A 23,604-nucleotide genomic window follows, 5' to 3' on the forward strand; every position below is an offset into this window, starting at 1 on the left:
ATCGGAGATCGAGCAGCAGGCAAAACGTCAGTCACCGAACCATCCCAAAACGCACTTCCCCGGCGAAGGCCGGGGCCCAGTTGGGGGAGGTCCATACCGGAGCTTTGCGCGCCGTTACAGCTACCTTTCCAACTGGGCCCCGGCCTCCGCCGGGGAAGTGACCCGATTATGGGTCGAGCGCCTCAACCCTGAGGCGCTCGCACGACGATTACGCCTCGGTCTTGGTCGGAGCCTTCTTCGCGCGCGGCTTCTTCGCCGGTGCGTCGGCAGCTTCGGTGCCCTCTGCGTTCTCGGCAGCAACCGGCGACGACTCCGTCACAGCGGTCTCTGCTTCGACCGGAGCCGCCTTCTTCTTTGCAGCTGCCTTCTTCGCAGGCTTGGCCTCGTCCGCTGCGTCCGAAGCCGGTGCTTCTTCCGTCACAGCCTCGTCCGAAGCTGGCTTGGCCTTCTTGGCCGCGGCCTTCTTCTTAGGCTTGTGATTGTCGTGATCATGCGTGTGCGTGCCGCTCGCGAAACCGTCCTCGCTCTCGATTGCTGCCTCGAGCTCCTCGCGCGTGGCTTCGCGGTCGGTGATCTCGGCCTTCTCGAACAGGAAGTCGACGACCTTGTCCTCGTACAGCGGCGCACGCAGCTGGGCGGCCGCCATCGGCTCCTGCTGGATGTACTGCATGAACTGCTGGCGCTGCTCGGCAGGATACTGCTGAGCTGCCTGCGCGAGCAGACGCTGCATTTCCTGGTTGGAAACCTCGACGCCGTTCGCCTGGCCGATCTCGGACAGGAGCAGGCCAAGGCGCACGCGACGCTCGGCGATCTTGCGGTAATCGTCGCGCTCGCCTTCCATCTCGGCCATCGCGGCCTCAGGATCGGCCTCATGCGTGGCTTCGTGCTGGAGCTGCGACCAGATCTGGTTGAACTCGGCCTCGACCATCGACGGCGGCACTTCGAAGTCGTGCCCCTCGGCGAGCTGGTCGAGCAGCTTGCGCTTCATGTGCGTGCGCGTGAGACCGTTATGCTCCTGCTCGATCTGACCCTTGAGCAGGCCCGTGAGCTGCTCGAGGCTCTCGAGACCCAGCGACTTCGCCAGATCCTCGTCGATCTTGCTCTCGCCCGCGGTCTTCACCGACTTGACGGTGATGTCGAACGTCGCCGGCTGGCCCGCAAGCGACTTCTCCTGATACTCCTCGGGGAAGGTCACGTTGAGGACCTTGTCGTCGCCGGTCTTTACGCCGACGAGCTGATCCTCGAAGCCCGGGATCAGACGACCCGCGCCGAGCTCGACGCCCATGTCAGCGCCGGTGCCGCCCTCGAACGCAACGCCGTCGGCGGTCTTGCCGACGAAATCGACGGTGACGAGATCGCCCATCGCCGCGACATAATCGTCGGCTGCGTCGTCCCACTTCTTCTGCTGGTCGGCGAACTTCTGGAGCTGCTCGGTGACCGCGTCGTCGGCGACGGGCACGGTCAGGCGCTCGAGCTTGATGCCGTCGATCGCCGGCGCCGGGACCTGCGGGAGGACCTCCATCTCGACCTTGACCACGGCGTCCTTGCCGATGTCATAGCCGTCCTCGAGCTCGACCGAAGGCTGCATCGCCGGGCGAAGCTGCTTCTCGGCGACGAGCGTCTGGACGCCCTCCTGGATCGCGGCGTTGACCGCGTCCTGAGTCAGCGCGGGGCCATGCATCTTGCGGATGAGGTTCGCCGGCACCTTGCCCGGACGGAAGCCCGGCATCTTCATCTGCGGCGCGAGGCGCTTCAGCTCGACATCGACCTTGGCATCGATATCCTTCGCGGTGATGGTGAGCGTGTAGGCGCGCTTGAGGCCCTCGTTCAACGTCTCGACAGTCTGCATGTCCGGCCTTTGTCTAAAAGAGCATTCGGGATAAATTCGTGTTGGCTGTCGCCCCGCCCGAGCGGCGGAGTGGTGCGGGCGAAGGGACTCGAACCCCCACATCTTGCGATGGCAGGACCTAAACCTGCTGCGTCTACCAGTTCCGCCACGCCCGCACAGGACATCGCCGTAGCGGGCGCGTCTATACCAACGTTGCACGTCGGGGCAAGCACGCAAGGCAACTACCAGGAATCTCAGGTAGGAAACCCGGGGCGATTGCACGCGTTGATGCGGCTGAAGGAGAGAGCATCATGGCTACCCAACCCCCAGCAGAATTCCCTACCCCGAGCCAGCCGGCGCAGCCGACCACGCCGCCACCCGAGTTCAACCCGCCCGCGCCGGACGTCGATTATCCCGATCCGGGCGCGCCCTCGACCGATCCCGCGCCAGTGCAGCCGGAGTTTTGAGCATGGCCGATCCGCATTCCGGCACGAACCCCGAGACGCTGCCCGAAGACCGCGACGAGGACACGCGTAGCGACATCGAACAGGCCGTCGAATCGCGCTCCGACGCGGTCGAGCGCGGTGAAGGTGGCGACGAGCCCGAGACGTTCACCGATAGCGGCCTGCCCGACGGTGTCGGCGGCACCGGTGGCGTGACCAAGAATCAGGACGGCGACGCGCAGTAAGCGTCATGACTTCGGCAGATGGCGGTCGGTGCGATAAGCGTCGACCGCCATCAGCAGACCCGATATTTCCGCTGCGGTGAGCAGCAAGGGACGCTCGGCACCACTGCGCGCCATGATTTTGAAGCGCCACGCCGTACTCTGATCGGTCGCATAGAGCGCTGCATTGATCTTGAGCAGCGCCTCCCCAATCGTAAATCCGACAGTTTCCGACCGGGCACAGGCAAGGCCCCTCGCGCACGATGCCCGGACACGCGCAATCCTCTGCGTGGCGATCGATCGTGGCCCGGTCGGCGTTGCGTAATTCGCCGCTTGCCAGTCCGCCCAGCCATAATCGCGATACCGCACCGTGGCGTAGACCTGATACGCGGTCCGGCCCGAGCGCTTGTCGATGAACGCGCGGAGAAAGACGTCATCGGACACTATTCCCAGCAGTGGCCTTCGCGCGACGAATCCGTTCACGGTCGTGATCGTCGCAAAGGTGTCCAGATCGTCGTCGTGCAGTGTCGTGCGCGCCAGGAACTGCGACGGCGTCATGGCGGCGAGACGCTGCGCATCGCTGGACTGGCTTGGGGCGGCCGGCGGCTGAGCGAAGGCGAGCATCTGGATCGCGACCGTGATTGTCCATCTGATCGCCATCTGCCGCCCTCCGGGGCTCAGTGAAGCGAGTCTGAAGGGCGTGCGCAATCCCGAGGAACGGCAATCCGGCCGGTTTCGGATCGGTCCCTTTCACGAGCGCCGTTCGCCCACGCGCCGGTCAGCCTCGATACAGGTTGCCGCAACTACGCTAAGATGCTGCATTCACCTCTGCTTCAGGACCCGTCGATCTTCACGCTGCCCAACCCCAGCCCGTCGTCCGCGCTCTATGTTGCCCTCGGCATCATCGTCGTCGTGTTTGTCGTCGCACAGCGCATTCCGATCGTGCGGACGCTGGTCAATATCGGCATGACGCTCGTGCTGGTCGGCTTGCTGTTCGTCGCGGTCGACCAGCGGCGCCAGTTCGACCCGTATGTCGGCAAGATCGCCCGGTTCCTGAAGATCGAGGACCAGCAGGTGGTCGGCGGCGAGGTTCGTATCCGGATGTCGCCGGACGGCCATTTCTGGGCGCGCGCGACGATCGACGGGGTGAGCCAGCGGTTGCTGATCGACAGCGGCGCGACGATCACCGCGATTTCGGAGAAGACGGCAGAGGCGGCGGGGATCGAGGCGCGGGTCGGGGTGGTGCCGATCGTGTTGCAGACCGCCAATGGCTCGATAGCGGCGAAGACGGGGACGATCGCGAACTTGCGGCTCGGCGCGATCGTCGCGCGGGACTTGCGGGTGGTGGTGTCGCCGGCGTTTGGCGAGACCAACGTGCTGGGGATGAACTTCCTGTCGCGCCTCGCGTCGTGGCGGGTGGAAGAGAACACGCTGATCCTCGTGCCCCATCATCCGCAGAAGGTGGGTGGGTAAGGCCGCCTCCGTACACAACCACCCGGGCGAAGGCCGGGGCCCAATTGGAAAGGTTGCGGTAACGAAGCGCTGCCCGCCGTTATCACCGTCCCCCAATTGGGCCCCGGCCTTCGCCGGGGTGGTGCCTGTCGAGAGCGGACGAACCACACTTCTGCTAGTTCCCTCGCGAACGCGGGGGCCCAGGAATCAAGCAGCGCCGCGTTTCGTTACCCTGGAATCCCGCCTTCGCGGGAGAACGGACATGGGCGGGAAACCGGTAGGTGCGGGAGAGCGCGAAAGTCGGTAGCTTACGAAGCCACCGACTCCGCAAGCATCCCCTTCAACACCTCATTAACAACAGCAGGGTTAGCCTTCCCCCCCATCGCCTTCATCGTCTGGCCCACGAAGAATCCGAACAGCTTGTCCTTGCCGCCACGATAATCCGCGACCTTGTCAGCATTCGCCGCCATCACGTCAGCGATCACAGCCTCGATCGCCCCGGTATCGCTGGTCTGCTTCAACCCGCGATCCTCGACCACCTTCGCCGCGCCGTCGCCGGTCTCGAGCATCACCTCGAACACCTGCTTGGCAAGACTCCCCGACAGCGTGCCGTCCGCGATCAGCCCCAGCAATTCCGCCGCCTGAGCAGGCGAAACCGGTGAGTTCTCGATATCCTTGCCCGTCCGGTTCAGCGCCCCGAACAGCTCCGAGGTCGTCCAGTTCGCCGCCGCCGCCGGCTTCACGCCAGCGTCGAGCAACGCATCGAACCAACGCGCCGCCTCGACCTCGGCGGTCAGCACCGTCGCCTGATACGAGGTGATCCCGAGCGCCTCGTACCGCGCGCGCTTTGCGTCCGGCAGTTCGGGCAACGACGCCCGGCATTCGGCGAGGAACGCATCGTCGAGCACCAGCGGCAACAGATCGGGATCGGGGAAGTAGCGGTAATCATGCGCGTCTTCCTTCGACCGCATCGAGCGAGTCTCGTTGCGATCGGGATCGTACAGGCGCGTCTCCTGCTGGATCTTGCCGCCGGCTTCGAGCACCTCGACCTGACGCTTGGCCTCCTGCTCGACCACCGCCATCACGAAGCGCACCGAATTGACGTTCTTCGTCTCGGTCCGCGTGCCCAGCTCGTCGCCGGGCTTGCGCACGCTGACGTTGACGTCGGCGCGCATCGAGCCCTCTTCCATATTGCCGTCGCACGACCCGACATAGCGCAAGATCGAACGCAGCTTCCGCAGGTAAGCCCCTGTTTCCGCTGGCGATGCCAGATCGGGCTTCGACACGATCTCCATCAGCGCGACGCCCGACCGGTTGAGATCGACGTACGACTGGGTCGGATGCTGGTCGTGCATCAGCTTGCCGGCGTCCTGCTCGACATGGATGCGCTCGACACCGATCCGCTTGCCCGCGGCATCCGGATTCTTCTCGTCGAGGCTGATGTCGATCGCGCCCTCACCGACGATCGGATGATAGAGCTGGCTGATCTGATAGCCCTGCGGCAGATCGGCGTAGAAATAGTTCTTCCGGTCGAACCGCGACCATTTGTTGATCTGCGCCTCGATCGCCATACCCGTGCGGACCGCCTGGCGGATGCACTCACGATTCGGCACCGGCAGCATGCCCGGCATCGCCGCATCGACGAGGCTCACCTGCGTGTTGGGTTCCGCGCCGAACGCGGTCGCCGCACCCGAGAAGAGCTTGGCGTTCGACGTCACCTGCGCGTGCACTTCGAGGCCGATCATGACCTCCCATTCGCCGGTTTCGCCCTGGATCCTGTAATCGCTCATGTTACCACCAAGCCTCTGGTCGCGCGGTAAATCCTGCCCGCTGTTCGATCGCGAGCCCTGCGTTCAGCACGCCCTGCTCGTCGAGCGGCTTGCCGATGATCTGAAGCCCGAGCGGCAGACCCTGCTTGTCGAGACCACCCGGCACCGACATCGCCGGCAGGCCTGCGAGGCTCGACGGCACGGTGAAGACGTCGTTCAAATACATCGCGATCGGGTCGGCCGACTTCTCGCCGAGTGCGAACGCCGCCGACGGTGCGGTTGGGGTCAGCAGCACGTCGCACGTCTCCCAAGCCCGCTCGAAATCGCGCGCGATCAGCGTCCGGACCTTCTGCGCCTGCGTGTAATACGCGTCGTAGAAGCCGGCCGAGAGGACGTAGGTGCCAATCATGATGCGGCGCTTCACCTCGGGGCCGAAGCCATCCGCACGCGTCGCGGCGTACATGTCCTGCAAGCCGGCGCCGGTCGGCAGGTCGCGGATACCGTAGCGGACGCCGTCATAGCGCGCGAGGTTCGACGACGCTTCGGCGGGCGCGATGATGTAATAGGCGGGCAGCGCGTATTTGGTGTGCGGGAGCGAGACCTCGACGATCGTCGCGCCGGCATCCTTCAGCCAGTCGATGCCCTGCTGCCAGAGCGCCTCGATCTCCTCGGGCATTCCGTCGACGCGATATTCCTTGGGAATGCCGACGCGCAGGCCGTTGAGATTGCCGGACAAACCCGCTTCCCATTTGGGAACGTCGAGCTGCAGCGAGGTGCCGTCCTTCGCATCGAACCCGGCCATCGCCTCGAGCAGGATCGCGCAATCGCGAACGTCGCGTGCCATCGGCCCCGCCTGGTCGAGCGACGAGGCGAACGCGATCGTCCCCCAGCGCGAGCAGCGGCCATAAGTCGGCTTGATGCCGCTGATGCCCGTGAACGCGGCGGGCTGGCGGATCGAACCGCCGGTATCGGTGCCGGTCGCGCCGGGGCATAGCCGAGCAGCCACTGCCGACGACGAACCACCCGACGAGCCGCCGGGAGCCAGCGAGGCGTTACCGCCATCGTTGCGCTTCCACGGCGAGATCACGTTGCCGAACGCCGAGGTCTCGTTCGACGAGCCCATCGCGAACTGGTCCATGTTCAGCTTGCCGAGCATCCCCGCGCCCGCGTCCCACAAATTCTGCGAGACGGTCGACTCATAGGTCGGCGTAAAGCCTTCGAGGATGTGGCTCGCCGCGGTCGTCGTGACGCCCTTGGTGCAGAACAGGTCCTTCATGCCGATCGGCACGCCGGCGAGCGGCTTCAGCGTCTCGCCCGCCTCGCGCGCGGTATCGGCAGCGGTGGCGGCGGCGATCGCGTGGTCTGGCGTCTCGACAAGAAACGCGTTCAACGCCTTGGCCTGGCTCACCTTTACGATGAACGCATCGGCGACTTCGCGCGCCTTGAAGGAACCATCGCGGACGCCGTCGCGGATGCCGGCAATGCCCAGATCGGTAAGTTCGCTCATTATTCGATCACCTTCGGCACGGCGAAGAAGCCATGCTCTGCAACGGGCGCGTTCGCCAGCACCTGCTCACGGATCCCGCCGCCGGTCAGCGGGTCGGCGTTGACGACGTCGTCGCGCAGCCGCAGCGTGTTGGGGATGACGGCGGTCATCGGCTCGATACCGGTCGTGTCGACCTCTTCGAGCATCTCGATCCAGCCAAGGATGTTTCCGAGTTCCGGCGCCATGCGGGCGGCGTCCTCGTCGGTGATCGCGATGCGCGCAAGGCTCGCGATCCGCTTCACAGTTGCAGTATCTACGGACATGGCCTGCGGCTAGCACCGCGTGGCGCGAGCGCGCAACACCCTTCTAGCTCGCGGCCCTTCTTGTTCCCCCGCGGAGGCGGGGCCCAGGATTACAGAGGATGCCGCCCGAGATCCTGGGCCCCCGCCTCCGCGGGGGAACGAGCCAGTTCCGGGCCGCCGCCGGTTTCCCCAACGAGAAGGCGCCCGTTGCAACCTTCCCCCGCATACGGCACGGGAGCGACACCGCCTGCACGGAAGGTCCCGCTTGGCCCGCAAGTTTCTTTATTTCGTCGCCGCGATGATCGTCCTCGCGATCGCCGCATTGCTCGCCTATCGCCTCTACGGGACGGAGTTGATCCGGATCGCGATGGTCCCGCGCGAGACGTTTCAGGCGCAACGCGAGGCTCCGCGCAACATCTATGCGCGAAAGATCATGTGGCTCGCCCGCCCCGACGCGCCGGGCAACCCCGCGCTCTGGGCGCCGCCCGGCTTCACCCCCGGCCAGCCCGGCACCGGCGCGGCGATCTTCTTCATTCACCCGACCTCGTACATAAACCGCGACCACTGGAACGCGCCGATCGACGATCCCGAGACCAATGCGCGGGCGGAACTCTTCCTCCGCGGCCAAGCCAGCGCATTCAACGAAGCAGGCGACATCTGGGCGCCGCGCTATCGCCAGGCGACGTTCGGCGCATTCCTCACCAGCGCCGCCGAAAGCGAACGCGCGCTGGCCTTGGCCTATAGCGACGTGTCGGCGGCGTTCGACCGGTTCCTCAAGGAAGCCGGCCCGACTCGCCCGATCATCCTCGCCGGGCATAGCCAGGGCGCGCTTCACCTCACCCGCCTGCTCCGCGACCGGATCGCCACCGACCCGAAGCTGAAGGCGCGGATCGTCGCGGCGTACGTGGTCGGTTGGCCCGTCTCGCGCACGACGGACCTGCCGAAGATGGGTCTCGCCGAATGTCGCACGGCGGACCAGACCGGCTGCATCCTGTCGTGGGAAAGCTTTGCCGAGCCCGCAGATCCGTCGTTGATCGTCGACACCTACGACCAGACCACCGGTTTCGACGGACAGCCGCGGAAAGCCACGCCGATGGTCTGCACCAACCCGCTGACCGGCACCGCCGACGCTGCAGCGCCCGCCACCGCCAATCTCGGCACACTCGTACCCTCCGCCGACCTCAAGACGGCGACGATTGCGATCGGCAGCGTCCCCGCACGCTGTGCCGACCGCGGTTTCCTGCTGATCGGCGAAGGCCCCAACCTCGGACCGTACGTGCTGCCCGGCAACAACTACCACGTCTACGACTACAGCCTGTTCTGGGCGAACATCCGCGCCGACGCCAATCGCCGCCTGAAGGCTTTCAAATGATCACGCTCTCCGCCGCGCAGTTCCGCGACGCGCTCCCGAACGGCGGCCGGCTGATCGGCCTCGATGTCGGCACCAAGACGATCGGCACCGCACTCTGCGACGCAGGCTGGTCGTTCGCCAGCCCCGCGCTCCTGATCCGCCGCACCAAATTCCAGAAGGACAAGACCGCACTCGCCGAGATCATCAAGGCTCAAGCGGTCGTCGGTCTCGTCATCGGCCTGCCGATCAACCTCGACGGCAGCGAAAGCCCGCGCTCGCAATCGACGCGCGCGTTCGCGCAGAACCTCAAGGACATGGGGCTGCCGATCCTCCTTCAGGACGAACGCTGGTCGACCGTCGCGGTCACCCGTACGCTGATCGAACAGGACGCCAGCCGCGCCAAACGCGCCGAACTCGTCGACAAGATGGCCGCCGCCTACATCCTCCAGGGCGCGATCGACGCGCTGGTCACCGCACAGATCTAGCACGCTGTTAACCGTCCCTTGCCGGATGGCATGCGATGGCCCGCTCATGCCGCACGCGACCGACCAGGACAGGCCGAAGCCATGGTGGGCCACGCGCCGCTATATCATGCTGGTCAGCCTGCTGCTCGCGGTCCCGCTGCTGTGGCCGGCAATCCCGCCGCTGACCGACATCTTCGGCCATCTGGCGCGCTACACGATCGTCGAACGGATCGGCACATCGCCATATCTGCACCAGTGGTTCGCGACGCACTGGCAACTCTCGGGCAATCTGGGCGTCGACCTGATCGCGGCCGCCTTCGGTCCGGCGTTCGGCATCGTCCTCGTCACCAAGATCACCATGATCGCGGCCGCGGTGCTGACCGGCGGCGGCATGCTGCTCGTCGCGCGCGCGGCGCATGGCCGCCTCCCCCCGACCGCACCGTTCGCGTTGCCGCTCGTGTTCGGCATGCCGTTCCACTACGGCTTCCTCAATTACAGCCTGTCGATAGCGCTGGTGTTCCCCGCGATCGCGCTTTGGTTGCGGCTGGGGTTGCGGCGGGATCGCGGTATCGTTCGCGCCGCGCTCTTCGTGCCGATCGGCCTGGCGATCTGGATCACGCACCTCGCCGGCTGGGGATTGCTCTGCCTCGTCCTGTTCGCGATCGAACTGGCGACCGCGCGACGCGATGGCGCCCCTTACTGGCGTGCGGTCATCGCCTGCCTGCCGCTCGCCGCACCGCTCGCGCTCCTGCTGCTCCAGCCGGGCGGATCGTCGACGATCGGCCTCTCGCACTGGTTCGACGGCTCGCTGAAGCTGTTCTTCGTCCTAGCCGTGCTGCGCGATCAGAACGCCGTGTTCGATATCGCCAGCGCCGTGCTGCTCTACGCGCTCGTCGTGTTCGGCCTGCGCGGGCTGGGTTTCCGCATGGAGCCACGCCTCGCCTGCGCGGCGGCGGCGGTGTTCGCGGCGTTCCTCGTCATGCCCGGCATGATCATGGGCTCCGCGCTCGCCGACATGCGCGTGCTGCCCTGCGCGCTGGCGCTGGCGATCCTGTCGCTGTCGCCGACCAGCATGGCGCAGCGTAACCTCAATCTGCTGGCCATCGCCGCGTTGGCGTTTCTCGGGCTGCGGCTCGCGGTCCAGACGATCGGCTGGGCGCGCACCGCGACGCTGCAACAGGAACAGATCGCCGCGCTCGACCACATCCCGCGCGGCAGCCGCGTGTTCGTGCTCGTCACGCTCCCCTGCGAATCGGCGTGGAGCAGTCACCGGATGGATCATCTCGGGCTGATGGCGATCGTCCGCCGCGACGCGTTCGCCAACGGCGTGTGGGACATGCCGTCGTCGCAACTGACGGTGCACCGACCCGACGCCACCGGCTTCGTCTATGCCGGCAGCCAGACGCTATTCCCCGCCGGATGCCGGTACGATGCGCAGTACGACCTTCCCCGCGCCCTCGCGACGATGCCGAGGGCGGCGTTCGACTTCGTCTGGCTGATCGATACGTCAAGCACAGCCTGGCCGAACGATCGCGGCCTGCATCGGATATGGTCGGGCAACCGCGGCGCACTGTACCGGATCACGCGCATGCCCATCTGAGCCTTGCCCCCCGCCCCCGCGGCCACTATCCCGCGGCTTTAATGCGCACTTCAGATCACCGCCCCGCCGCCCTCATCGAAGGTGGCGCCGTCTTCCCGCACCGGCATCTCACCGGTATCGACGGGCTCCAGCCGCACGAGATCGCGTTCCTGCTCGACGAGGCGGAGACGTGGGTCGGCGCGAACCGGACGCATGCGACGCCCGACAAGCGGCTCGCGGGTCTTACCCAGATCAACGCGTTCTTCGAGAACTCGACGCGCACGCTGCTGTCGTTCGAGATCGCCGGCAAGCGGCTGGGGGCGGATGTCGTCAACATGCACGCCGCGCAGTCGAGCGTGAAGAAGGGCGAGACGCTGATCGATACGGCGATGACGTTGAACGCGATGCGCGCCGACGTGATCGTGATCCGGCATATGTCGTCGGGCGCGGTGCGGCTGATCGCGGACAAGGTCGATTGCCCCGTCCTGAACGCTGGCGATGGGCGGCACGAGCATCCCACGCAGGCGCTGCTCGATGCGCTGACGATCCGGCGGCGGAAGGGCTCGATCGCAGGGCAGCGCGTCGTGATCTGCGGGGACCTGCTGCACAGTCGCGTTGCGCGCTCGAACATCCTCGCGCTCACCGCGCTCGCCGCCGAAGTTCGCGTGTGTGCGCCGTCGACGCTGATGCCGCCGATGATCGAACGGATGGGCGTGACCGCGTTTACCGATTTCGACAAGGCGCTGGAGGGTGCGGACGTGGTGATGATGCTCCGGCTCCAGAACGAGCGGATGGACGGTGCGTACGTGCCGTCGACGCGCGAATATCGGCTGCGCTACGGGCTGACGCTCGACCGGCTGGCGAAGGCGGCGCCCGATGCGCTGGTCATGCACCCCGGCCCGATGAACCGCGGCGTCGAGATCGACTCGGCGGTCGCGGATCATGCGCGCTCTGCGATTACCGAACAGGTCGAGATGGGGGTCGCCGTCCGCATGGCCTGCCTCGACGTGCTGACCCGAAGAGCGCGCGGCGTGGAGGGTTGGGCATGATCCTGGCCCTTACCAACGCGACGCTCGCCTGCCCCGTCGGCGGCGTGACGAAGGGAAATGTGCTGGTCCGCGACGGCGTGATCGTTGCTACCGGGATCGTCGACATTCCCTCGGATGCGGACATCGTCGACTGCGCGGGCAAGACCGTGGCCCCTGGGATCGTCGATCTCGGCGTGGCCAAGGTCGACCGTGCCGCGTTCCGCGCCGGCGGGATCGTCCGGATCGGCCTCATGCCCGACCAGTCGCCGGTGCTCGACGATCCCGGCATCGTCCAGCGCGCTGCGCTGATCGGCAAGCCCGACCTGTGGATCCATCCGATCGCCGCCGCCACGCGCGGACTCGAAGGCCATGACCTCGCCGAGATGGCGATCTGCCTCTCGGCGGGCGCAAAAGCGGTCGGCACGGGGAAGCACTGGATTGCGGACAGCGGCGTGATGCGGCGCGTGCTGGCCTATGCGCGCGATCTCGACGTGACGGTGATCGCGCATGCCGAGGATGGCGGCCTCACCGCCGGCGCAGTCGCGACCGAAGGCGAGACTGCCACGCGGCTTGGCCTGCCCGCCGCGCCGGCTGTTGCCGAGGCGCTGGCGATCGCACGCGACCTGATGCTCGCCGAGGATACCGGCGCGCGTCTCCACATCCGCCAGGTGACGACGGCGGCCGGGTTCGACCTGATCCGCGCGGCGAAGCGTCGCGGTGTGTCGGTGACGTGCGGGATCACGCCGGCGCATCTGCATCTGTCGGAGATCGCGGTCAGCGATTTCCGATCGTTCGCGCTGCTCTCACCGCCACTTCGCGCGGAGAGCGACCGACAGGCGGCGCTGGCGGCGATCGCGGACGGGACAATCGACGTGCTGTGCTCGGGTCACGAACCGCGCGGACCGGAGGAGAAGCGGCTGCCGTTCACCGATTCGAGCAGCGGGATGGCGGGCGCGGAGACGTTGCTGCCGCTCGCGCTGATGCTGGTGCGTGACGAGCATCTCACGCTGGAACGGTTGTTTGCGTTGCTGGCGCGTAACCCGGCGCGGGTGCTGGGGCTCGATACGGGTACGCTCGAGGTGGGCAAGCCTGCCGACCTGATGCTGTTCGATGGCCAGGCCCCGTGGCAGATTGTCGGGGAGGCGTTCAAGGCCGAGGCGGGGAATACGCCGTTCGACGGGCTGCCGGTGCAGGGCCGCGTGCTGCGATTGTGGAAGGGTGGCCGCGAGGTTCGGTGAGGCGCGGGCGACACCCGACCAACACCACCCCGAACCCCCAACACCACCCCGAACCCACCGACGCCACCCCGGCGAAGGCCGGGGCCCAATTGGGGAACGTCGCCAACTGAGCGATGCCCTCCGTTACGCCGACCTTTCCAACTGGGCCCCGGCCTCCGCCGGGGTGGCGCTTATTCCGCCGGGGTGGCGTTTATGATGTGAGTGGTAGGCGCCCCCCCTTACCGCGAAGCCAACTGCATCCCAGGCTTGCGCAACCACTGCGCCATCGCATCGCCCGCGCCCATCCGGACGAAGCACGCCCCGCCCTTGGCGCGGTACTGCCGGCACATCGAATCCGCCGCAGGCCGGCTGAACCCGCCGACCGACAGCCGGTAGAAATCCTCGCCATCCGCTTTGAAAGTCATGCCGTTGGGCGTGTAGCCGGCGAGCACCGCGAACCGCTTGGCGGCACGCCCCCACGCATCGCGCGCGACGCCGGCGCTGTCGAACGCGCCAAGCTGCACATACCAATGGCCGGTGGCAGGCGTCTTCACCTGATACGCCGCGCTCGCCATCCCCCGGCCCGTTGCGGCAGGCGCGGAGGCGACCTTGATCGGACCGCCCGCCGGACGGAGCATCATCGCGGGCAACGCCTGGACGACCTCCTGCCGCGGCCCGAACGACACCTTCGAAAAACCGACCGGCGCTGTGGTTGGAACGGCAGCAACCTCGACCGGGGCTTGAGCCGCAACCGGATCAGCCGCTGCGAGCGCCTGTACAGGCTCACCCGGCACCACGGGCGCAGGCGCGTTCAGTGCGAGCGCGACCGGCTGGCCCGCATCCGCCACCGCCCGCACGCCGAGCAGGCTCGCCACCTGGTCCGACGCGTTGGCAGGCTTCGCGAACGCCGCCCATTGTTCGAGCCGCGGATCGACGTCGGCCGGCGCCATGTCCGCCGCCGCGACGACGCGCGCTTCCTGCCAGCGCCCCGCCAGCGCGAAACTCAGCGCCAGATTCTGCCGTACCTTCGCGCTCGTCTCGGGCGACCGTGCGGTTTCGGTCAGCAGCGCGATCCCGCCCGCCGTATCGCCCGCCAACGACAGTGCCAGCCCGCGATCGGCCGCCGGAATGTTCGCTGCATGCGTCGCCAGCGTCTGCCGTGCCGCCTGCCAGTCGCCCGTCGCGACCTGCGCCAGCGCGAGGTTGAGCGCGGCCTTGCCGTTGGTCGGCGACAGCTGCAGCGTATCCGCGAACGCCTGCGACGCCGACGCGAACCGCCCGCCCTGCAGATAGCTCTGGCCGAGCAGCATACGGTAGTCAGCCGATTGCGGCATCAGCGCCACCGCACCCTCCGCAAAGCCGATCGCCGCCGCGCCGTCACGCTTGGCGAGCGCGGTCTGCGCCCTGCCCGCATCCGTCGCCGCGCCTTTCGACGCGAGCGCCGTGCTGCGATCGCTGGCCGAGGCTATGCCGCTACCATTGGCCGCGCAGCCGACCATGGTGCCGCCGAGCATGAGGGCGGAGATGCTGCCGAGGAGAAGTGCGCGCGTGGTCATCGGGATAATCCCTGTTTCAACGTTTTGGCGTGGCCGGCGGCAGCTGCGCGACGAGCGCATCCACTTCCGGCAAGGTCTGGAGAAAGGCATCGAGAGCGAGCGTGACGAGATGTTGCGACGACGATCCGGTGACCGCACTCGCCAACCGCAGCCGGAGGTGTCGATCGGTATCGAGCCGCAACGTGAACGCGGCCTTCGCGCCCTTCGTCTTGGCACGAGTCTCGCGACCGATCCGCGCGGCGGTGGCGTTCGAGACCGACGCGACCGCAACCGGACGCTCGATCTCGACCTTCAACGCCTCGCGCGCGACCAGCACCGACGGCACGGTCGAGCCCATGTCGTTCCAGCCGAGATCGTCGCCCGCGTCATCAGAAGGCGCATTCAGATCCTGCGGCCGCATCGCCGGACGCGCGTCGCCCTTGCGCGCCAACAGCGACGACGACAGCGCGGCGCGTGGTTTGGGCTGGGCCATCTCAGCCGACGCCCCGACGGCCGAAGCCGCCTGCGACGGGACGCTGCCCCGCGGCGGCCGGCACGCTGAACACGGTGCGGCGGAAATTCTTCTCGAGCCGGTCGCAGACATAGGTCCACAGCGCCTCGATCTCGGCGGTCGAGCGGGTGTTCGCGTCGAGTTCCATCACCGTCCGCCCGTCGATCATCGAGACCGCGAAGTCGGTGCGCTGGTGGACGATGACCGGCGCGACGGTGCCGTGCTGCGACAGCGCCAGCGTCGCGTCGGCGGTGATCCGCGCTTTCGGCGTGGCCGCGTTGACGACGAAGATCAGCGGCTTGCCGGCGCGCGCGCACATGTCGACGGTCGCACCGACCGCGCGCAGATCGTGCGGGCTCGGCCGCGTCGGCACGACGATCAGCTCGGCGACCTGGATCACGCTCTGGATCGCCATCGTGATCGCCGGCGGCGTATCGATCATCGCCAGCTTGAAGCCCTGCTGGCGGAGAATTTCGAGATCGGCGGCGAGCCGCGCGACGGTGGTCTGCGCGAAGGCAGGCTCCTCGGCGGTGCGTTCGTTCCACCAGTCGGACAGCGAGCCCTGCGGGTCGATGTCGATCAGCACCACCGGACCATGGCCCGCACGCTCCGCCTGGACGGCGAGATGACCCGTCAAGGTCGTCTTCCCCGATCCCCCTTTCTGCGATGCGAACGCCAGAACGCGCATAATCTGCCTGATCCCCCGATAGTCGCAGCCGGCATGGCAGGCGCGGGTCAAGAAGCGGTTAACAGCGCGTCATAATGGGGTTGATCCGAGCGAAATCGGTCGGAAATCACCCGTACGCCCTTTGCCTAACGCGGCGAACGGCGGCATGGTAGCGATGAGTCGATATGGGGTAGAGCGATGACGGTTGGGCGTAAGCTTTTGGTGGGTGCGATCGCACTGAGCGGCGTGTTCGCCGCCGTCCCCGCCTATGCCGATGTGAAGGCCGGCGTCGACGCCTGGGGCAAGGGCGATTACGCGCGGGCCGTCGGCGAGTGGCGACCGCTCGCGATCGCCGGCGATGCCGACGCGCAGTTCAACCTCGCACAGGCGTACAAGCTGGGCCGCGGCGTGCCGCTCGATCCCGGCCTCGCCGAAAGCTGGTTCCGCAAGGCGGCCTTGCAGGGGCATCTCCAGGCCGGCGACAATTACGGCCTTGCGCTGTTCCAGGCGGGGAAGAAGACCGATGCGCTGCCCTGGCTCGAAAAGTCGGTCGCACGCGGCGAACCGCGGACCCAGCTGGTGCTCGGCACGATGCTGTTCAACGGCGATGGTGTGCCGCGCGATTTCCCCCGCGCCTATGCGCTGATGACGCGCGCTTCGGCGTCCGGGTTGCAGTCCGCCTCGCAGACACTGGCGCAGATGGACCAGTACATTTCGCCCGCCGACCGCGAGAAGGGCACCGCGCTGGCGCAGCAATATGCGTTGCAGGCACCGCCCGCCGCCCCGTCGCAATCAACCGTCGGAGCGACCAGCGCACGGAACGACGTACCGGCGTCGCGGGTGGCCGAGACGCCGCGGCCTACGCGCTCGGCATCGAGTTCGCCGCCTGCCCGCGGTCCCGCGCCGACGCGTGAACCCGCGGCCAAGCCGACGCCGAAACCCGCGCCGGTAAAGGCGGTTGCGGCAAAGCCCGCGCCAAAGCCTGCGCCGGTCAAGGCTACGGGCAATTGGCGCGTCCAGCTCGGTGCGTTCCGCGATCAGGGCAATGCCGAGACGCAGTGGAACAAGGTTCGCGGCAAACTGCGTGGCGCGCAGCCTTTCTACACGAAGGCGGGCACCGTGACGCGGCTCCAGGCCGGCGGCTTTGCATCGAAGGCGGACGCGACGCGCGCCTGCTCGGCGGCGGGCGTGCCCTGCGTGATCGTCGCGCCCTGATCTGAGGGACCCAAACGCGGTGATACGCATGACGATACTCATGACGGGGATATGCGAATGTTCTTTCTGACCCTGGCGTTACTGTCGGCGCCATCGACCTGCACCGAGATCAAGCAGCAATGCCGCGCGTGCCCGACCGAGGGCAGCCTCAAGGGGTGTTCGACGGTTGGCATCGCCTGCCAGCCGACGCGGCGAGTGTGCGAACCCGCTACGCCTGCAAAAGCCGTGGTACGCCCGGATCGCGGCGCCGACAAACGGTCGCATTGATCGACCGCGGTGCCGTCGTTGCGAGGGCGGGACCTGGCGCGGCAGGGATCAATTACCCGGACCGGTCGTTTCGTTTCGACATCGACCGGGAGCTAGATGAATGATTAAGACCTTGGCGCTGGCATTTGCCGGCGCAACGCTGTTAGCCGCGTGTTCTGGCGAGCAGCCTGCAAATACCAATAGCGATACGATGACGGAAAACGGCGTGTCGTTGCGCAACCTCGCGGAAACCGACGTGGCCGTGCCCAAACCCGAGCAGCTGACGGTCAAGGGCCGGCTGATCCCTACCCCCTCCGATCCGACCTCGCGGCACTTCCTGCTGCGCGAACGCAAGGCCGTCGGCGGCACGATCATCGCGATCCTGCGCCAGGAGCATGACGGCAAGGTCGCCTATGCGCGAACCGAGACCGACTGCGCCAACCGCCTGTTCCATGTGCTGGGCGTCGGCCCCAACCGCGCTCTGGTCGAGACGAACGTCGCGCATGACGGCCCGCTGCGGCCGATCAAGGGCCTGCCGTTGCGTGAAGAACTGGCAACCTATGTCTGTGAAGCGAGCGGCACACCGTTGGCGAAGGGGTAACCAAATCCAGGTCGGCGATCGTACACGCCGCCGACCACCCTATTCCGTCATCCTGGGCTTGACCCAGGATCCAGTACCAAGGGGAACATCGCCTGTGGCTCTGGATCCTGACTTTCGTCAGGATGACGGACTTGGGTTACTCTGCAATCCAATCGCGTTTCGGAATGCCCTGCGCATAAAGCAGCGCCGTTAGATCCCCATGATCGATCCGCGCAGCCGCCGCCGCCGCGACGATCGGCTTGGCGTGATACGCCACCCCCAGACCCGCCGCCTCGATCATCGCCAGATCGTTCGCGCCATCACCGACCGCAAGCGACTCCTCGACCGCGATCCCCCGCTCGGCGATTGCTGCGCGCAACGTCGTCAGCTTCGTGTTCGAGCCTACGATCGGCTTGGTCACCGTCCCCGTCAGCACGCCGCCGTCGATCTCCAGCACGTTGGCGATCGCCCGGTCGAAGCCGATCTCCTTTGCCACCGGCTCCGCGAACCGCGTGAACCCGCCCGACACCAGCACCGCCAGCGCCCCCCTTGCACGCATCGTCCGCACCAAAGCCTTGGCGCCAGGCATGATCGTCACGCGCTCGGCTAAGCAGCGTTCGATGTCGCTTTCGGCCAGGCCTTTGAGGAGCGCTACGCGCGCATCGAGCGCGGCTTCGAAATCGAGTTCGCCGCGCATCGCGCGCTCGGTGATCTCCGCGATCTGCGGCTTGATCCCGGCATAGTCCGCCAGTTCGTCGATGCATTCGACGGTGATCATGGTGGAGTCCATGTCCGCGACCAGCAGCGTCTTGGTCCGCGACAAGCTCGACTGCACGACCACGTCCGCCCCCGAGAAAGCACCCTCAAGCGCGACCCGCGCCGCATCCGGCGCCATGCCGAAGATCAGGTCGGCGGCATCGCCCTCGTCGATCCAGCCGCTGACGCCCGGCGCGCAGCCGGCGTCACGCAGGCGGTCCATCGCGGTCGAAATATCGCCTGCGGTCAGCGTGCCCGAGGCTATAAGCGTTGCCGTGAACATGAATAATCTCCCGAAGGTCGCGCTCATCGCAGGGCCGACCGCGAGCGGCAAGTCCGCGCTCGCGCTTGCCATCGCCGCGCGCCACGACGGCGTCGTCATCAACGCGGACTCCGCGCAGGTCTATGCCGACCTCCGCATCCTCACCGCGCGCCCGTCGGCGGAGGAAGAAGCCGGCGCCCCGCACCGCCTGTTCGGCCATGTCGATGCCGCCGACGCAAGCTACTCCGCCGCGCGCTGGGCGGCCGAAGCGACGCAGGCGATCCTCGACACGCTGGCCGAGGACAAGCTCCCGATCCTGGTAGGTGGCACCGGGCTCTATATCCGCACATTGCTCGACGGCATCGCGCCCGTTCCCGCAATCGACCCGGCTCTTCGCGAGGAGGTGCGCGCCCTACCCGTGGCAGAGGCGCACGCCGCGCTCGCGCAACTCGACCCACAAGCCGCGGCCAAGCTCAACGCCGCCGACACAACCCGCGTCGCCCGAGCGCTAGAAGTCGTCCGCGGCACCGGCCGCGCGCTTGCCGATTGGCAGACCGAGAAGGTCGGCGGCATCGGCGATACGATCGACGTCCGCGCGCTCATCCTGATCCCCGACCGCGACTGGCTCAACGCGCGCATCGACCAGCGCTTCGCCAAGATGGCCGACACCAGCCGCGAGGAGATCGCCGCGCTGCTCGCCCGCACCGATATCCCGCAGGACGCCCCGATCCGCCGCGCGATCGGTGTGCCCGAGATCGCCGCGCTCGTCCGCGGCGAGACCTCGAAACCCGACGCCATCGCAGCCGGATCGCTCGCCACGCGGCGCTACGCCAAGCGCCAATATACTTGGCTCCGGCACCAGCCGCCTCCCGACTGGACCCGCACCGAAGCGCTCGACACACCAACGCGCCTGCAGCAATTTGAAACTATATTGCTCAAATGATGTTTGACACGCATCTTTTATATCGGTAGCCGGCCCCTCCACGAGACGCTAAAGGCAGCGTTCTCGCAAAGGATGATATGAAATGACCGAGAAGAGTGGAGCCGATATCCTGATCGAGGCGCTGTGCGATCTCGGCGTGGAGGTCGTCTTCGGCTATCCGGGTGGCGCCGTGCTGCCGATCTACGACGCGTTGTTTCGCTCGGGTCGGATCAAGCACATTCTTGTGCGCCACGAGCAGGCTGCTACGCATGCCGCGGAAGGCTATGCGCGCTCTACCGGCAAGCCCGGCGTGGTGCTCGTCACTTCCGGCCCGGGCGCGACCAATGCCGTCACCGGCATCACCGACGCGCTGATGGATTCGATCCCGATGGTCGTGATCACCGGCCAGGTGCCGACCGCGCTGATCGGCACCGACGCGTTCCAGGAGGCCGATACCGTCGGCATCACGCGCCATTGCTCGAAGCATAATTACCTCGTGAAGGATCCCGCCAAGCTTGGCGACGTGATCCACGAGGCGTTCCACATCGCCACCTCGGGGCGTCCGGGGCCGGTGGTCGTGGACATTCCAAAGGACGTGCAGGTCGCGACCGCGCGCTACAAGAAGCCGGGGCCGATCCAGCACAAGACCTATCGCCCGCAGGTGAAGGCCGACCAGTCGCAGATCGAGCAGCTGGTCGACATGCTCGCCGCGGCCGAACGTCCGATCCTGTACACCGGCGGCGGCATCATCAATTCGGGTCCGGCCGCGAGCCAGTTGCTGTGCGAACTCGTCCGCATCACCGGCGCGCCGGTGACGTCGACGCTGATGGGCCTCGGTGCCTATCCAGCCTCCGGGCCGCAGTGGCTCGGCATGCTCGGGATGCACGGCACGTACGAGGCGAACATGGCGATGAACCAGGCCGACCTCGTCGTCGCGCTCGGCTCGCGCTTCGACGACCGCGTGACCGGGCGGCTCGACGCGTTCAGCCCGAACTCGCGGAAGGTGCATATCGACATCGATCGCTCGTCGGTGAACAAGACCGTGCGCGTCGATCTCGGGATCATCGCGGATGTCGGCCATGCGCTCGAGGACATGGTGCGGATCTGGAAGAGCCGCCAGCATCCCAAGCCCGACACGACCGACTGGCAGCGGCGGATCGCCGGCTGGCGCGCGGTGAAGTGTCTCGATTTCCCCGAGAACGATCCGAACGAGATCATGCCGCAGCGCGCGATCCGGGCGCTGTTCGACGCGACGCACGCGCGCTCGCCGATCATCACGACCGAGGTCGGCCAGCACCAGATGTGGGCCGCGCAGCATTTCGGGTTCGAGAAGCCGAACAAGTGGCTAACGAGCGGTGGTCTCGGGACGATGGGCTATGGCCTGCCCGCCGCGATCGGCGCGCAGCTCGGCAACCCGAACGCGCTGGTGATCGACATCGCCGGCGAAGCGTCGATCCAGATGAACATCCAGGAGCTGGCCACCGCGTCGCAATACCGGTTGCCGGTGAAGATCTTCATCCTCAACAACCAGTATATGGGCATGGTCCGCCAGTGGCAGGAGCTCACCTATGAGAGCCGCTATGCCGAGAGCTATTCGGATTCGCTGCCCGATTTCGTCAAGCTCGGCGAGGCCTATGGCTGGAAGGGCATTCTGATCGAGACGCGCGACCAGCTCGACGGCGGGATCGCGGAGATGCTGGCGTATGACGGCCCGGTGATCGTCGATTGCCGCGTGTCGCAGCTGACGAACTGCTTCCCGATGATCCCGTCGGGGGCGGCGCATACCGACATGATCCTGCAGGCGAACGAAGTGTCCGGCACGATGGACGACGAAGCGAAGGCGCTGGTTTAAGATGCACATCTCCCAGGAAAAGGCCGAGCGGCACACGCTCGCCGTCATCGTCGACAACGAACCGGGCATCCTCGCCCGGATCGCCGGCCTGTTCACCGCGCGCGGCTATAATATCGAGAGCCTGACGGTGTCCGAGATCACCGCGGACAAGTCGGTCAGCCGGATCACGATCGTCACCAGCGCCTCGCCCGCGACGATGGAGCAGATCATCGCCCAGCTCGACCGGCTAGTGCCGGTGCACAAGGTTACCGACCTCACCGCACAGGGCGCGCATGTCGAACGCGAGCTCGCGCTAGTGAAGGTCCGCGGCACTGGCGACCACCGGATCGAGGCGCTGCGGCTCGCCGACGTCTACCGCGCGCGCGTGGTCGATGCGACGACGTCCAGCTTCGTGTTCGAGGTCACCGGCGGGATCGACAAGATCGACAAGTTCGTCGAACTTATGGGTGAAGTCGGTCTGATCGAAGTCGCCCGAACCGGCATCGTCGCGATCGCCCGCGGCAAAGAGCCGGCCTGAGTTTCGCTACCCAAGCTTCATCAACACCCAATTCCACCAAACCCGTCACCGCCCCCATCCGTCACCCCAGCGAAAGCTGGGGTCTCCCCCGGCTCCTGTCCCGCAAGAGCCGCATGTAATACCAGCTTTCGCTGGCATGACGCGATTTGCCGCTGGCGTGGCGGATTTGCGGGCACCGACGCTTCAAGACCCAATTCTTCCAGAAAGGACCTTTCCAATGCGTGTCTATTACGATCGCGACGCCGACCTGAACCTCATCACCGACAAGAAGATCGCGATCGTCGGCTACGGTTCGCAGGGCCACGCCCACGCGCAGAACCTCCGCGATTCAGGCGTCAAGGACGTCGCGATCGCACTGCGCAAAGGCTCGACCACCGCCAAGAAGGCGATCGAGGCAGGCTTCGCGGTCAAGTCGAACAAGGAAGCCGCCGCCTGGGCCGACATCGTCATGATCCTCGCACCCGACGAGCATCAGGCGGCGATCTATGCCGCCGACCTGCACGACAACCTCAAGCAGGGTGCGACGATCGCGTTCGCCCACGGCCTCAACGTGCATTTCGGCCTGATCGAGCCGCGCGCCGATCTCGACGTCATCATGATCGCGCCCAAGGGCCCCGGCCACACCGTGCGCAGCGAATATGTCCGCGGCGGCGGCGTCCCCTGCCTGATCGCGATCGACCAGGACAAGTCGGGCAACGCGCACGACATCGCGCTCGCCTACGCATCGGGCGTCGGCGGCGGGCGTTCGGGGATCATCGAGACCAACTTCCGCGAGGAATGCGAGACCGACCTGTTCGGCGAGCAGGCCGTGCTGTGCGGCGGCATCACCCACCTGATCCAGGCCGGGTTCGAGACGCTGGTCGAAGCCGGCTACGCGCCCGAAATGGCGTATTTCGAGTGCCTCCACGAGACCAAGCTGATCGTCGACCTGCTGTATGAGGGCGGCATCGCCAACATGCGCTATTCGATCTCGAACACCGCCGAGTATGGCGACATCACCACGGGCCCGCGGATCATCACGTCGGAGACCAAAGCCGAGATGAAGCGCGTGCTGGCGGACATCCAGTCGGGCCGGTTCGTGAAGAACTTCATCCTCGACAATCGTGCGGGGCAGCCGGAACTGAAGGCGGCGCGGAAGCAGGCGCTGGCACATCCGATCGAGAAGATCGGGTCGGAGTTGCGTGGGATGATGCCTTGGATCGGGAAGAATGCGTTGGTCGACAAGGCTAAGAACTGACGCGAGCGCGCGATAGCGCGTGAGCGCGGCCGGCACGACGGAGCCTGCCCATAGGGCACGGCTTCGCCGGGTCCGACGGGCTGGCGTGGGGAACGTGCTGAGGTCAGCGTGAAGCCTGCCGCTACCCTACCACCCCGGCGAAGGCCGGGGCCTAGGGGGACGTT

The 23,604-nt window shown here is 66.7% G+C and carries 24 protein-coding genes and 1 tRNA gene; 15 read left to right on the top strand and 10 right to left on the bottom strand.

Annotated elements, in window-relative coordinates; all coding sequences use genetic code 11:
* Positions 1 to 208 precede the first annotated feature (208 nt).
* A complete protein-coding gene (gene tig, locus C8J40_RS17580) occupies positions 209 to 1,849 on the bottom strand; it encodes a trigger factor (protein WP_132898093.1) in 1,641 nt (546 codons plus the stop codon).
* Positions 1,850 to 1,919: 70 nt separating this feature from the next.
* Positions 1,920 to 2,004, bottom strand: a tRNA-Leu gene (locus tag C8J40_RS17585).
* 135 nt (positions 2,005 to 2,139) lie between these two features.
* Between C8J40_RS17585 and C8J40_RS20435 the strand changes: the two genes are divergently transcribed.
* Both C8J40_RS20435 and C8J40_RS17590 read left to right on the top strand, forming a co-directional pair.
* A complete protein-coding gene (locus C8J40_RS20435; RefSeq protein WP_165886596.1) occupies positions 2,140 to 2,295 on the top strand; it encodes a hypothetical protein in 156 nt (51 codons plus the stop codon).
* Positions 2,296 to 2,297: 2 nt separating this feature from the next.
* Positions 2,298 to 2,516 (top strand): hypothetical protein, encoded by a 219-nt coding sequence (locus tag C8J40_RS17590; RefSeq protein WP_132898094.1) that lies wholly within the window; start codon positions 2,298 to 2,300, stop codon positions 2,514 to 2,516.
* Positions 2,517 to 2,519: 3 nt separating this feature from the next.
* Here C8J40_RS17590 and C8J40_RS17595 read toward each other — a convergent pair whose 3' ends face one another.
* Complete coding sequence (locus C8J40_RS17595) at positions 2,520 to 3,152, bottom strand: hypothetical protein (protein ID WP_132898095.1); 633 nt, start codon at positions 3,150 to 3,152, stop codon at positions 2,520 to 2,522.
* Between the two features lie 153 nt (positions 3,153 to 3,305).
* Between C8J40_RS17595 and C8J40_RS17600 the strand changes: the two genes are divergently transcribed.
* Positions 3,306 to 3,965 carry a TIGR02281 family clan AA aspartic protease gene (locus tag C8J40_RS17600; protein WP_132898096.1) on the top strand — a complete coding sequence of 220 codons (660 nt, stop codon included), beginning with the start codon at positions 3,306 to 3,308 and terminating at the stop codon, positions 3,963 to 3,965.
* A gap of 287 nt (positions 3,966 to 4,252) precedes the next feature.
* Here C8J40_RS17600 and gatB read toward each other — a convergent pair whose 3' ends face one another.
* The 3 genes from gatB to gatC are packed head-to-tail and all read right to left on the bottom strand — an operon-like array spanning position 4,253 to position 7,522.
* Positions 4,253 to 5,734 (bottom strand): Asp-tRNA(Asn)/Glu-tRNA(Gln) amidotransferase subunit GatB, encoded by a 1,482-nt coding sequence (gene gatB, locus C8J40_RS17605; RefSeq protein ID WP_132898097.1) that lies wholly within the window; start codon positions 5,732 to 5,734, stop codon positions 4,253 to 4,255.
* Between the two features lies 1 nt (position 5,735).
* Positions 5,736 to 7,220 carry an Asp-tRNA(Asn)/Glu-tRNA(Gln) amidotransferase subunit GatA gene (gatA, locus tag C8J40_RS17610; RefSeq protein ID WP_132898098.1) on the bottom strand — a complete coding sequence of 495 codons (1,485 nt, stop codon included), beginning with the start codon at positions 7,218 to 7,220 and terminating at the stop codon, positions 5,736 to 5,738.
* On the bottom strand, positions 7,220 to 7,522 hold the full coding sequence (gene gatC / locus C8J40_RS17615) for an Asp-tRNA(Asn)/Glu-tRNA(Gln) amidotransferase subunit GatC (protein WP_056048145.1): 303 nt from the start codon (positions 7,520 to 7,522) through the stop codon (positions 7,220 to 7,222). The genes gatA and gatC overlap by 1 nt, the downstream gene beginning before the upstream one ends.
* Before the next feature lie 244 nt (positions 7,523 to 7,766).
* On the opposite strand from gatC, the gene C8J40_RS17620 reads away from it, so the two are divergent.
* The 5 genes from C8J40_RS17620 to C8J40_RS17640 are packed head-to-tail and all read left to right on the top strand — an operon-like array spanning position 7,767 to position 13,161.
* Complete coding sequence (locus C8J40_RS17620) at positions 7,767 to 8,873, top strand: DUF3089 domain-containing protein (protein WP_132898099.1); 1,107 nt, start codon at positions 7,767 to 7,769, stop codon at positions 8,871 to 8,873.
* Complete coding sequence (gene ruvX / locus C8J40_RS17625) at positions 8,870 to 9,337, top strand: Holliday junction resolvase RuvX (RefSeq protein ID WP_132898100.1); 468 nt, start codon at positions 8,870 to 8,872, stop codon at positions 9,335 to 9,337. Before C8J40_RS17620 ends, ruvX begins: the two co-directional genes overlap by 4 nt.
* 46 nt (positions 9,338 to 9,383) lie before the next feature.
* On the top strand, positions 9,384 to 10,916 hold the full coding sequence (locus tag C8J40_RS17630; protein WP_132898101.1) for a hypothetical protein: 1,533 nt from the start codon (positions 9,384 to 9,386) through the stop codon (positions 10,914 to 10,916).
* A 41-nt stretch (positions 10,917 to 10,957) separates the two neighbouring features.
* Entirely contained in the window at positions 10,958 to 11,944 is a 987-nt protein-coding gene (locus C8J40_RS17635; protein ID WP_056048137.1) for an aspartate carbamoyltransferase catalytic subunit, read from the top strand.
* A complete protein-coding gene (locus C8J40_RS17640; protein WP_132898102.1) occupies positions 11,941 to 13,161 on the top strand; it encodes a dihydroorotase in 1,221 nt (406 codons plus the stop codon). Before C8J40_RS17635 ends, C8J40_RS17640 begins: the two co-directional genes overlap by 4 nt.
* A 218-nt stretch (positions 13,162 to 13,379) precedes the next feature.
* Here C8J40_RS17640 and C8J40_RS17645 read toward each other — a convergent pair whose 3' ends face one another.
* The 3 genes from C8J40_RS17645 to C8J40_RS17655 are packed head-to-tail and all read right to left on the bottom strand — an operon-like array spanning position 13,380 to position 15,874.
* Positions 13,380 to 14,696 carry an SPOR domain-containing protein gene (locus C8J40_RS17645; RefSeq protein ID WP_132898103.1) on the bottom strand — a complete coding sequence of 439 codons (1,317 nt, stop codon included), beginning with the start codon at positions 14,694 to 14,696 and terminating at the stop codon, positions 13,380 to 13,382.
* 16 nt (positions 14,697 to 14,712) lie between these two features.
* Positions 14,713 to 15,168, bottom strand: coding sequence for a hypothetical protein (locus tag C8J40_RS17650; protein ID WP_132898104.1), 456 nt, complete (start codon positions 15,166 to 15,168; stop codon positions 14,713 to 14,715).
* Position 15,169: 1 nt separating this feature from the next.
* Entirely contained in the window at positions 15,170 to 15,874 is a 705-nt protein-coding gene (locus C8J40_RS17655) for a ParA family protein (protein WP_132898105.1), read from the bottom strand.
* 177 nt (positions 15,875 to 16,051) lie between these two features.
* Between C8J40_RS17655 and C8J40_RS17660 the strand changes: the two genes are divergently transcribed.
* From C8J40_RS17660 to C8J40_RS17670, 3 genes are all read left to right on the top strand, one after another.
* A complete protein-coding gene (locus C8J40_RS17660) occupies positions 16,052 to 17,068 on the top strand; it encodes an SPOR domain-containing protein (protein WP_132898106.1) in 1,017 nt (338 codons plus the stop codon).
* A 57-nt stretch (positions 17,069 to 17,125) separates the two neighbouring features.
* Positions 17,126 to 17,335: a hypothetical protein gene (locus C8J40_RS17665; protein ID WP_132741422.1), complete on the top strand. Its 210-nt coding sequence runs from the start codon at positions 17,126 to 17,128 to the stop codon at positions 17,333 to 17,335.
* Positions 17,336 to 17,435: 100 nt separating this feature from the next.
* On the top strand, positions 17,436 to 17,915 hold the full coding sequence (locus C8J40_RS17670; protein WP_132898107.1) for a hypothetical protein: 480 nt from the start codon (positions 17,436 to 17,438) through the stop codon (positions 17,913 to 17,915).
* Between the two features lie 136 nt (positions 17,916 to 18,051).
* Here the strand turns inward: C8J40_RS17670 and serB are convergent, their stop codons facing one another.
* The gene (gene serB / locus C8J40_RS17675; protein WP_132898108.1) at positions 18,052 to 18,933 is read right to left on the bottom strand and encodes a phosphoserine phosphatase SerB; all 882 of its coding nucleotides are present in this window, start codon (positions 18,931 to 18,933) and stop codon (positions 18,052 to 18,054) included.
* Between serB and miaA the strand changes: the two genes are divergently transcribed.
* The 4 genes from miaA to ilvC all read left to right on the top strand — a co-directional run bounded on the left by miaA (position 18,932) and on the right by ilvC (position 23,440).
* Positions 18,932 to 19,855: a tRNA (adenosine(37)-N6)-dimethylallyltransferase MiaA gene (gene miaA / locus C8J40_RS17680; protein ID WP_165911498.1), complete on the top strand. Its 924-nt coding sequence runs from the start codon at positions 18,932 to 18,934 to the stop codon at positions 19,853 to 19,855. The genes serB and miaA overlap by 2 nt on opposite strands.
* Positions 19,856 to 19,937: 82 nt before the next feature.
* Positions 19,938 to 21,686, top strand: coding sequence for an acetolactate synthase 3 large subunit (locus tag C8J40_RS17685; protein WP_132898109.1), 1,749 nt, complete (start codon positions 19,938 to 19,940; stop codon positions 21,684 to 21,686).
* A 1-nt stretch (position 21,687) separates the two neighbouring features.
* Entirely contained in the window at positions 21,688 to 22,203 is a 516-nt protein-coding gene (gene ilvN / locus C8J40_RS17690; protein ID WP_056048113.1) for an acetolactate synthase small subunit, read from the top strand.
* Between the two features lie 217 nt (positions 22,204 to 22,420).
* Entirely contained in the window at positions 22,421 to 23,440 is a 1,020-nt protein-coding gene (gene ilvC / locus C8J40_RS17695; RefSeq protein WP_132898110.1) for a ketol-acid reductoisomerase, read from the top strand.
* Positions 23,441 to 23,604: the final 164 nt, after the last annotated feature.

The sequence above is a fragment of the Sphingomonas sp. PP-CC-3A-396 genome, from assembly GCF_004343105.1.
GTDB lineage: Bacteria > Pseudomonadota > Alphaproteobacteria > Sphingomonadales > Sphingomonadaceae > Sphingomonas.

What these genes read in the sequence shown, in the direction of transcription:
- tig (WP_132898093.1), bottom strand. Translation starts at nt 1,849, where the DNA reads ATGCAGACTGTCGAGACGTTGAACGAGGGCCTCAAGCGCGCCTACACG.
- C8J40_RS20435 (WP_165886596.1), top strand. Translation starts at nt 2,140, where the DNA reads ATGGCTACCCAACCCCCAGCAGAATTCCCTACCCCGAGCCAGCCGGCG.
- C8J40_RS17590 (WP_132898094.1), top strand. Translation starts at nt 2,298, where the DNA reads ATGGCCGATCCGCATTCCGGCACGAACCCCGAGACGCTGCCCGAAGAC.
- C8J40_RS17595 (WP_132898095.1), bottom strand. Translation starts at nt 3,152, where the DNA reads ATGGCGATCAGATGGACAATCACGGTCGCGATCCAGATGCTCGCCTTC.
- C8J40_RS17600 (WP_132898096.1), top strand. Translation starts at nt 3,306, where the DNA reads ATGCTGCATTCACCTCTGCTTCAGGACCCGTCGATCTTCACGCTGCCC.
- gatB (WP_132898097.1), bottom strand. Translation starts at nt 5,734, where the DNA reads ATGAGCGATTACAGGATCCAGGGCGAAACCGGCGAATGGGAGGTCATG.
- gatA (WP_132898098.1), bottom strand. Translation starts at nt 7,220, where the DNA reads ATGAGCGAACTTACCGATCTGGGCATTGCCGGCATCCGCGACGGCGTC.
- gatC (WP_056048145.1), bottom strand. Translation starts at nt 7,522, where the DNA reads ATGTCCGTAGATACTGCAACTGTGAAGCGGATCGCGAGCCTTGCGCGC.
- ruvX (WP_132898100.1), top strand. Translation starts at nt 8,870, where the DNA reads ATGATCACGCTCTCCGCCGCGCAGTTCCGCGACGCGCTCCCGAACGGC.
- C8J40_RS17630 (WP_132898101.1), top strand. Translation starts at nt 9,384, where the DNA reads ATGCCGCACGCGACCGACCAGGACAGGCCGAAGCCATGGTGGGCCACG.
- C8J40_RS17635 (WP_056048137.1), top strand. Translation starts at nt 10,958, where the DNA reads ATGCGCACTTCAGATCACCGCCCCGCCGCCCTCATCGAAGGTGGCGCC.
- C8J40_RS17640 (WP_132898102.1), top strand. Translation starts at nt 11,941, where the DNA reads ATGATCCTGGCCCTTACCAACGCGACGCTCGCCTGCCCCGTCGGCGGC.
- C8J40_RS17645 (WP_132898103.1), bottom strand. Translation starts at nt 14,696, where the DNA reads ATGACCACGCGCGCACTTCTCCTCGGCAGCATCTCCGCCCTCATGCTC.
- C8J40_RS17650 (WP_132898104.1), bottom strand. Translation starts at nt 15,168, where the DNA reads ATGGCCCAGCCCAAACCACGCGCCGCGCTGTCGTCGTCGCTGTTGGCG.
- C8J40_RS17655 (WP_132898105.1), bottom strand. Translation starts at nt 15,874, where the DNA reads ATGCGCGTTCTGGCGTTCGCATCGCAGAAAGGGGGATCGGGGAAGACG.
- C8J40_RS17660 (WP_132898106.1), top strand. Translation starts at nt 16,052, where the DNA reads ATGACGGTTGGGCGTAAGCTTTTGGTGGGTGCGATCGCACTGAGCGGC.
- C8J40_RS17665 (WP_132741422.1), top strand. Translation starts at nt 17,126, where the DNA reads ATGTTCTTTCTGACCCTGGCGTTACTGTCGGCGCCATCGACCTGCACC.
- C8J40_RS17670 (WP_132898107.1), top strand. Translation starts at nt 17,436, where the DNA reads ATGATTAAGACCTTGGCGCTGGCATTTGCCGGCGCAACGCTGTTAGCC.
- miaA (WP_165911498.1), top strand. Translation starts at nt 18,932, where the DNA reads ATGAATAATCTCCCGAAGGTCGCGCTCATCGCAGGGCCGACCGCGAGC.
- serB (WP_132898108.1), bottom strand. Translation starts at nt 18,933, where the DNA reads ATGTTCACGGCAACGCTTATAGCCTCGGGCACGCTGACCGCAGGCGAT.
- C8J40_RS17685 (WP_132898109.1), top strand. Translation starts at nt 19,938, where the DNA reads ATGACCGAGAAGAGTGGAGCCGATATCCTGATCGAGGCGCTGTGCGAT.
- ilvN (WP_056048113.1), top strand. Translation starts at nt 21,688, where the DNA reads ATGCACATCTCCCAGGAAAAGGCCGAGCGGCACACGCTCGCCGTCATC.
- ilvC (WP_132898110.1), top strand. Translation starts at nt 22,421, where the DNA reads ATGCGTGTCTATTACGATCGCGACGCCGACCTGAACCTCATCACCGAC.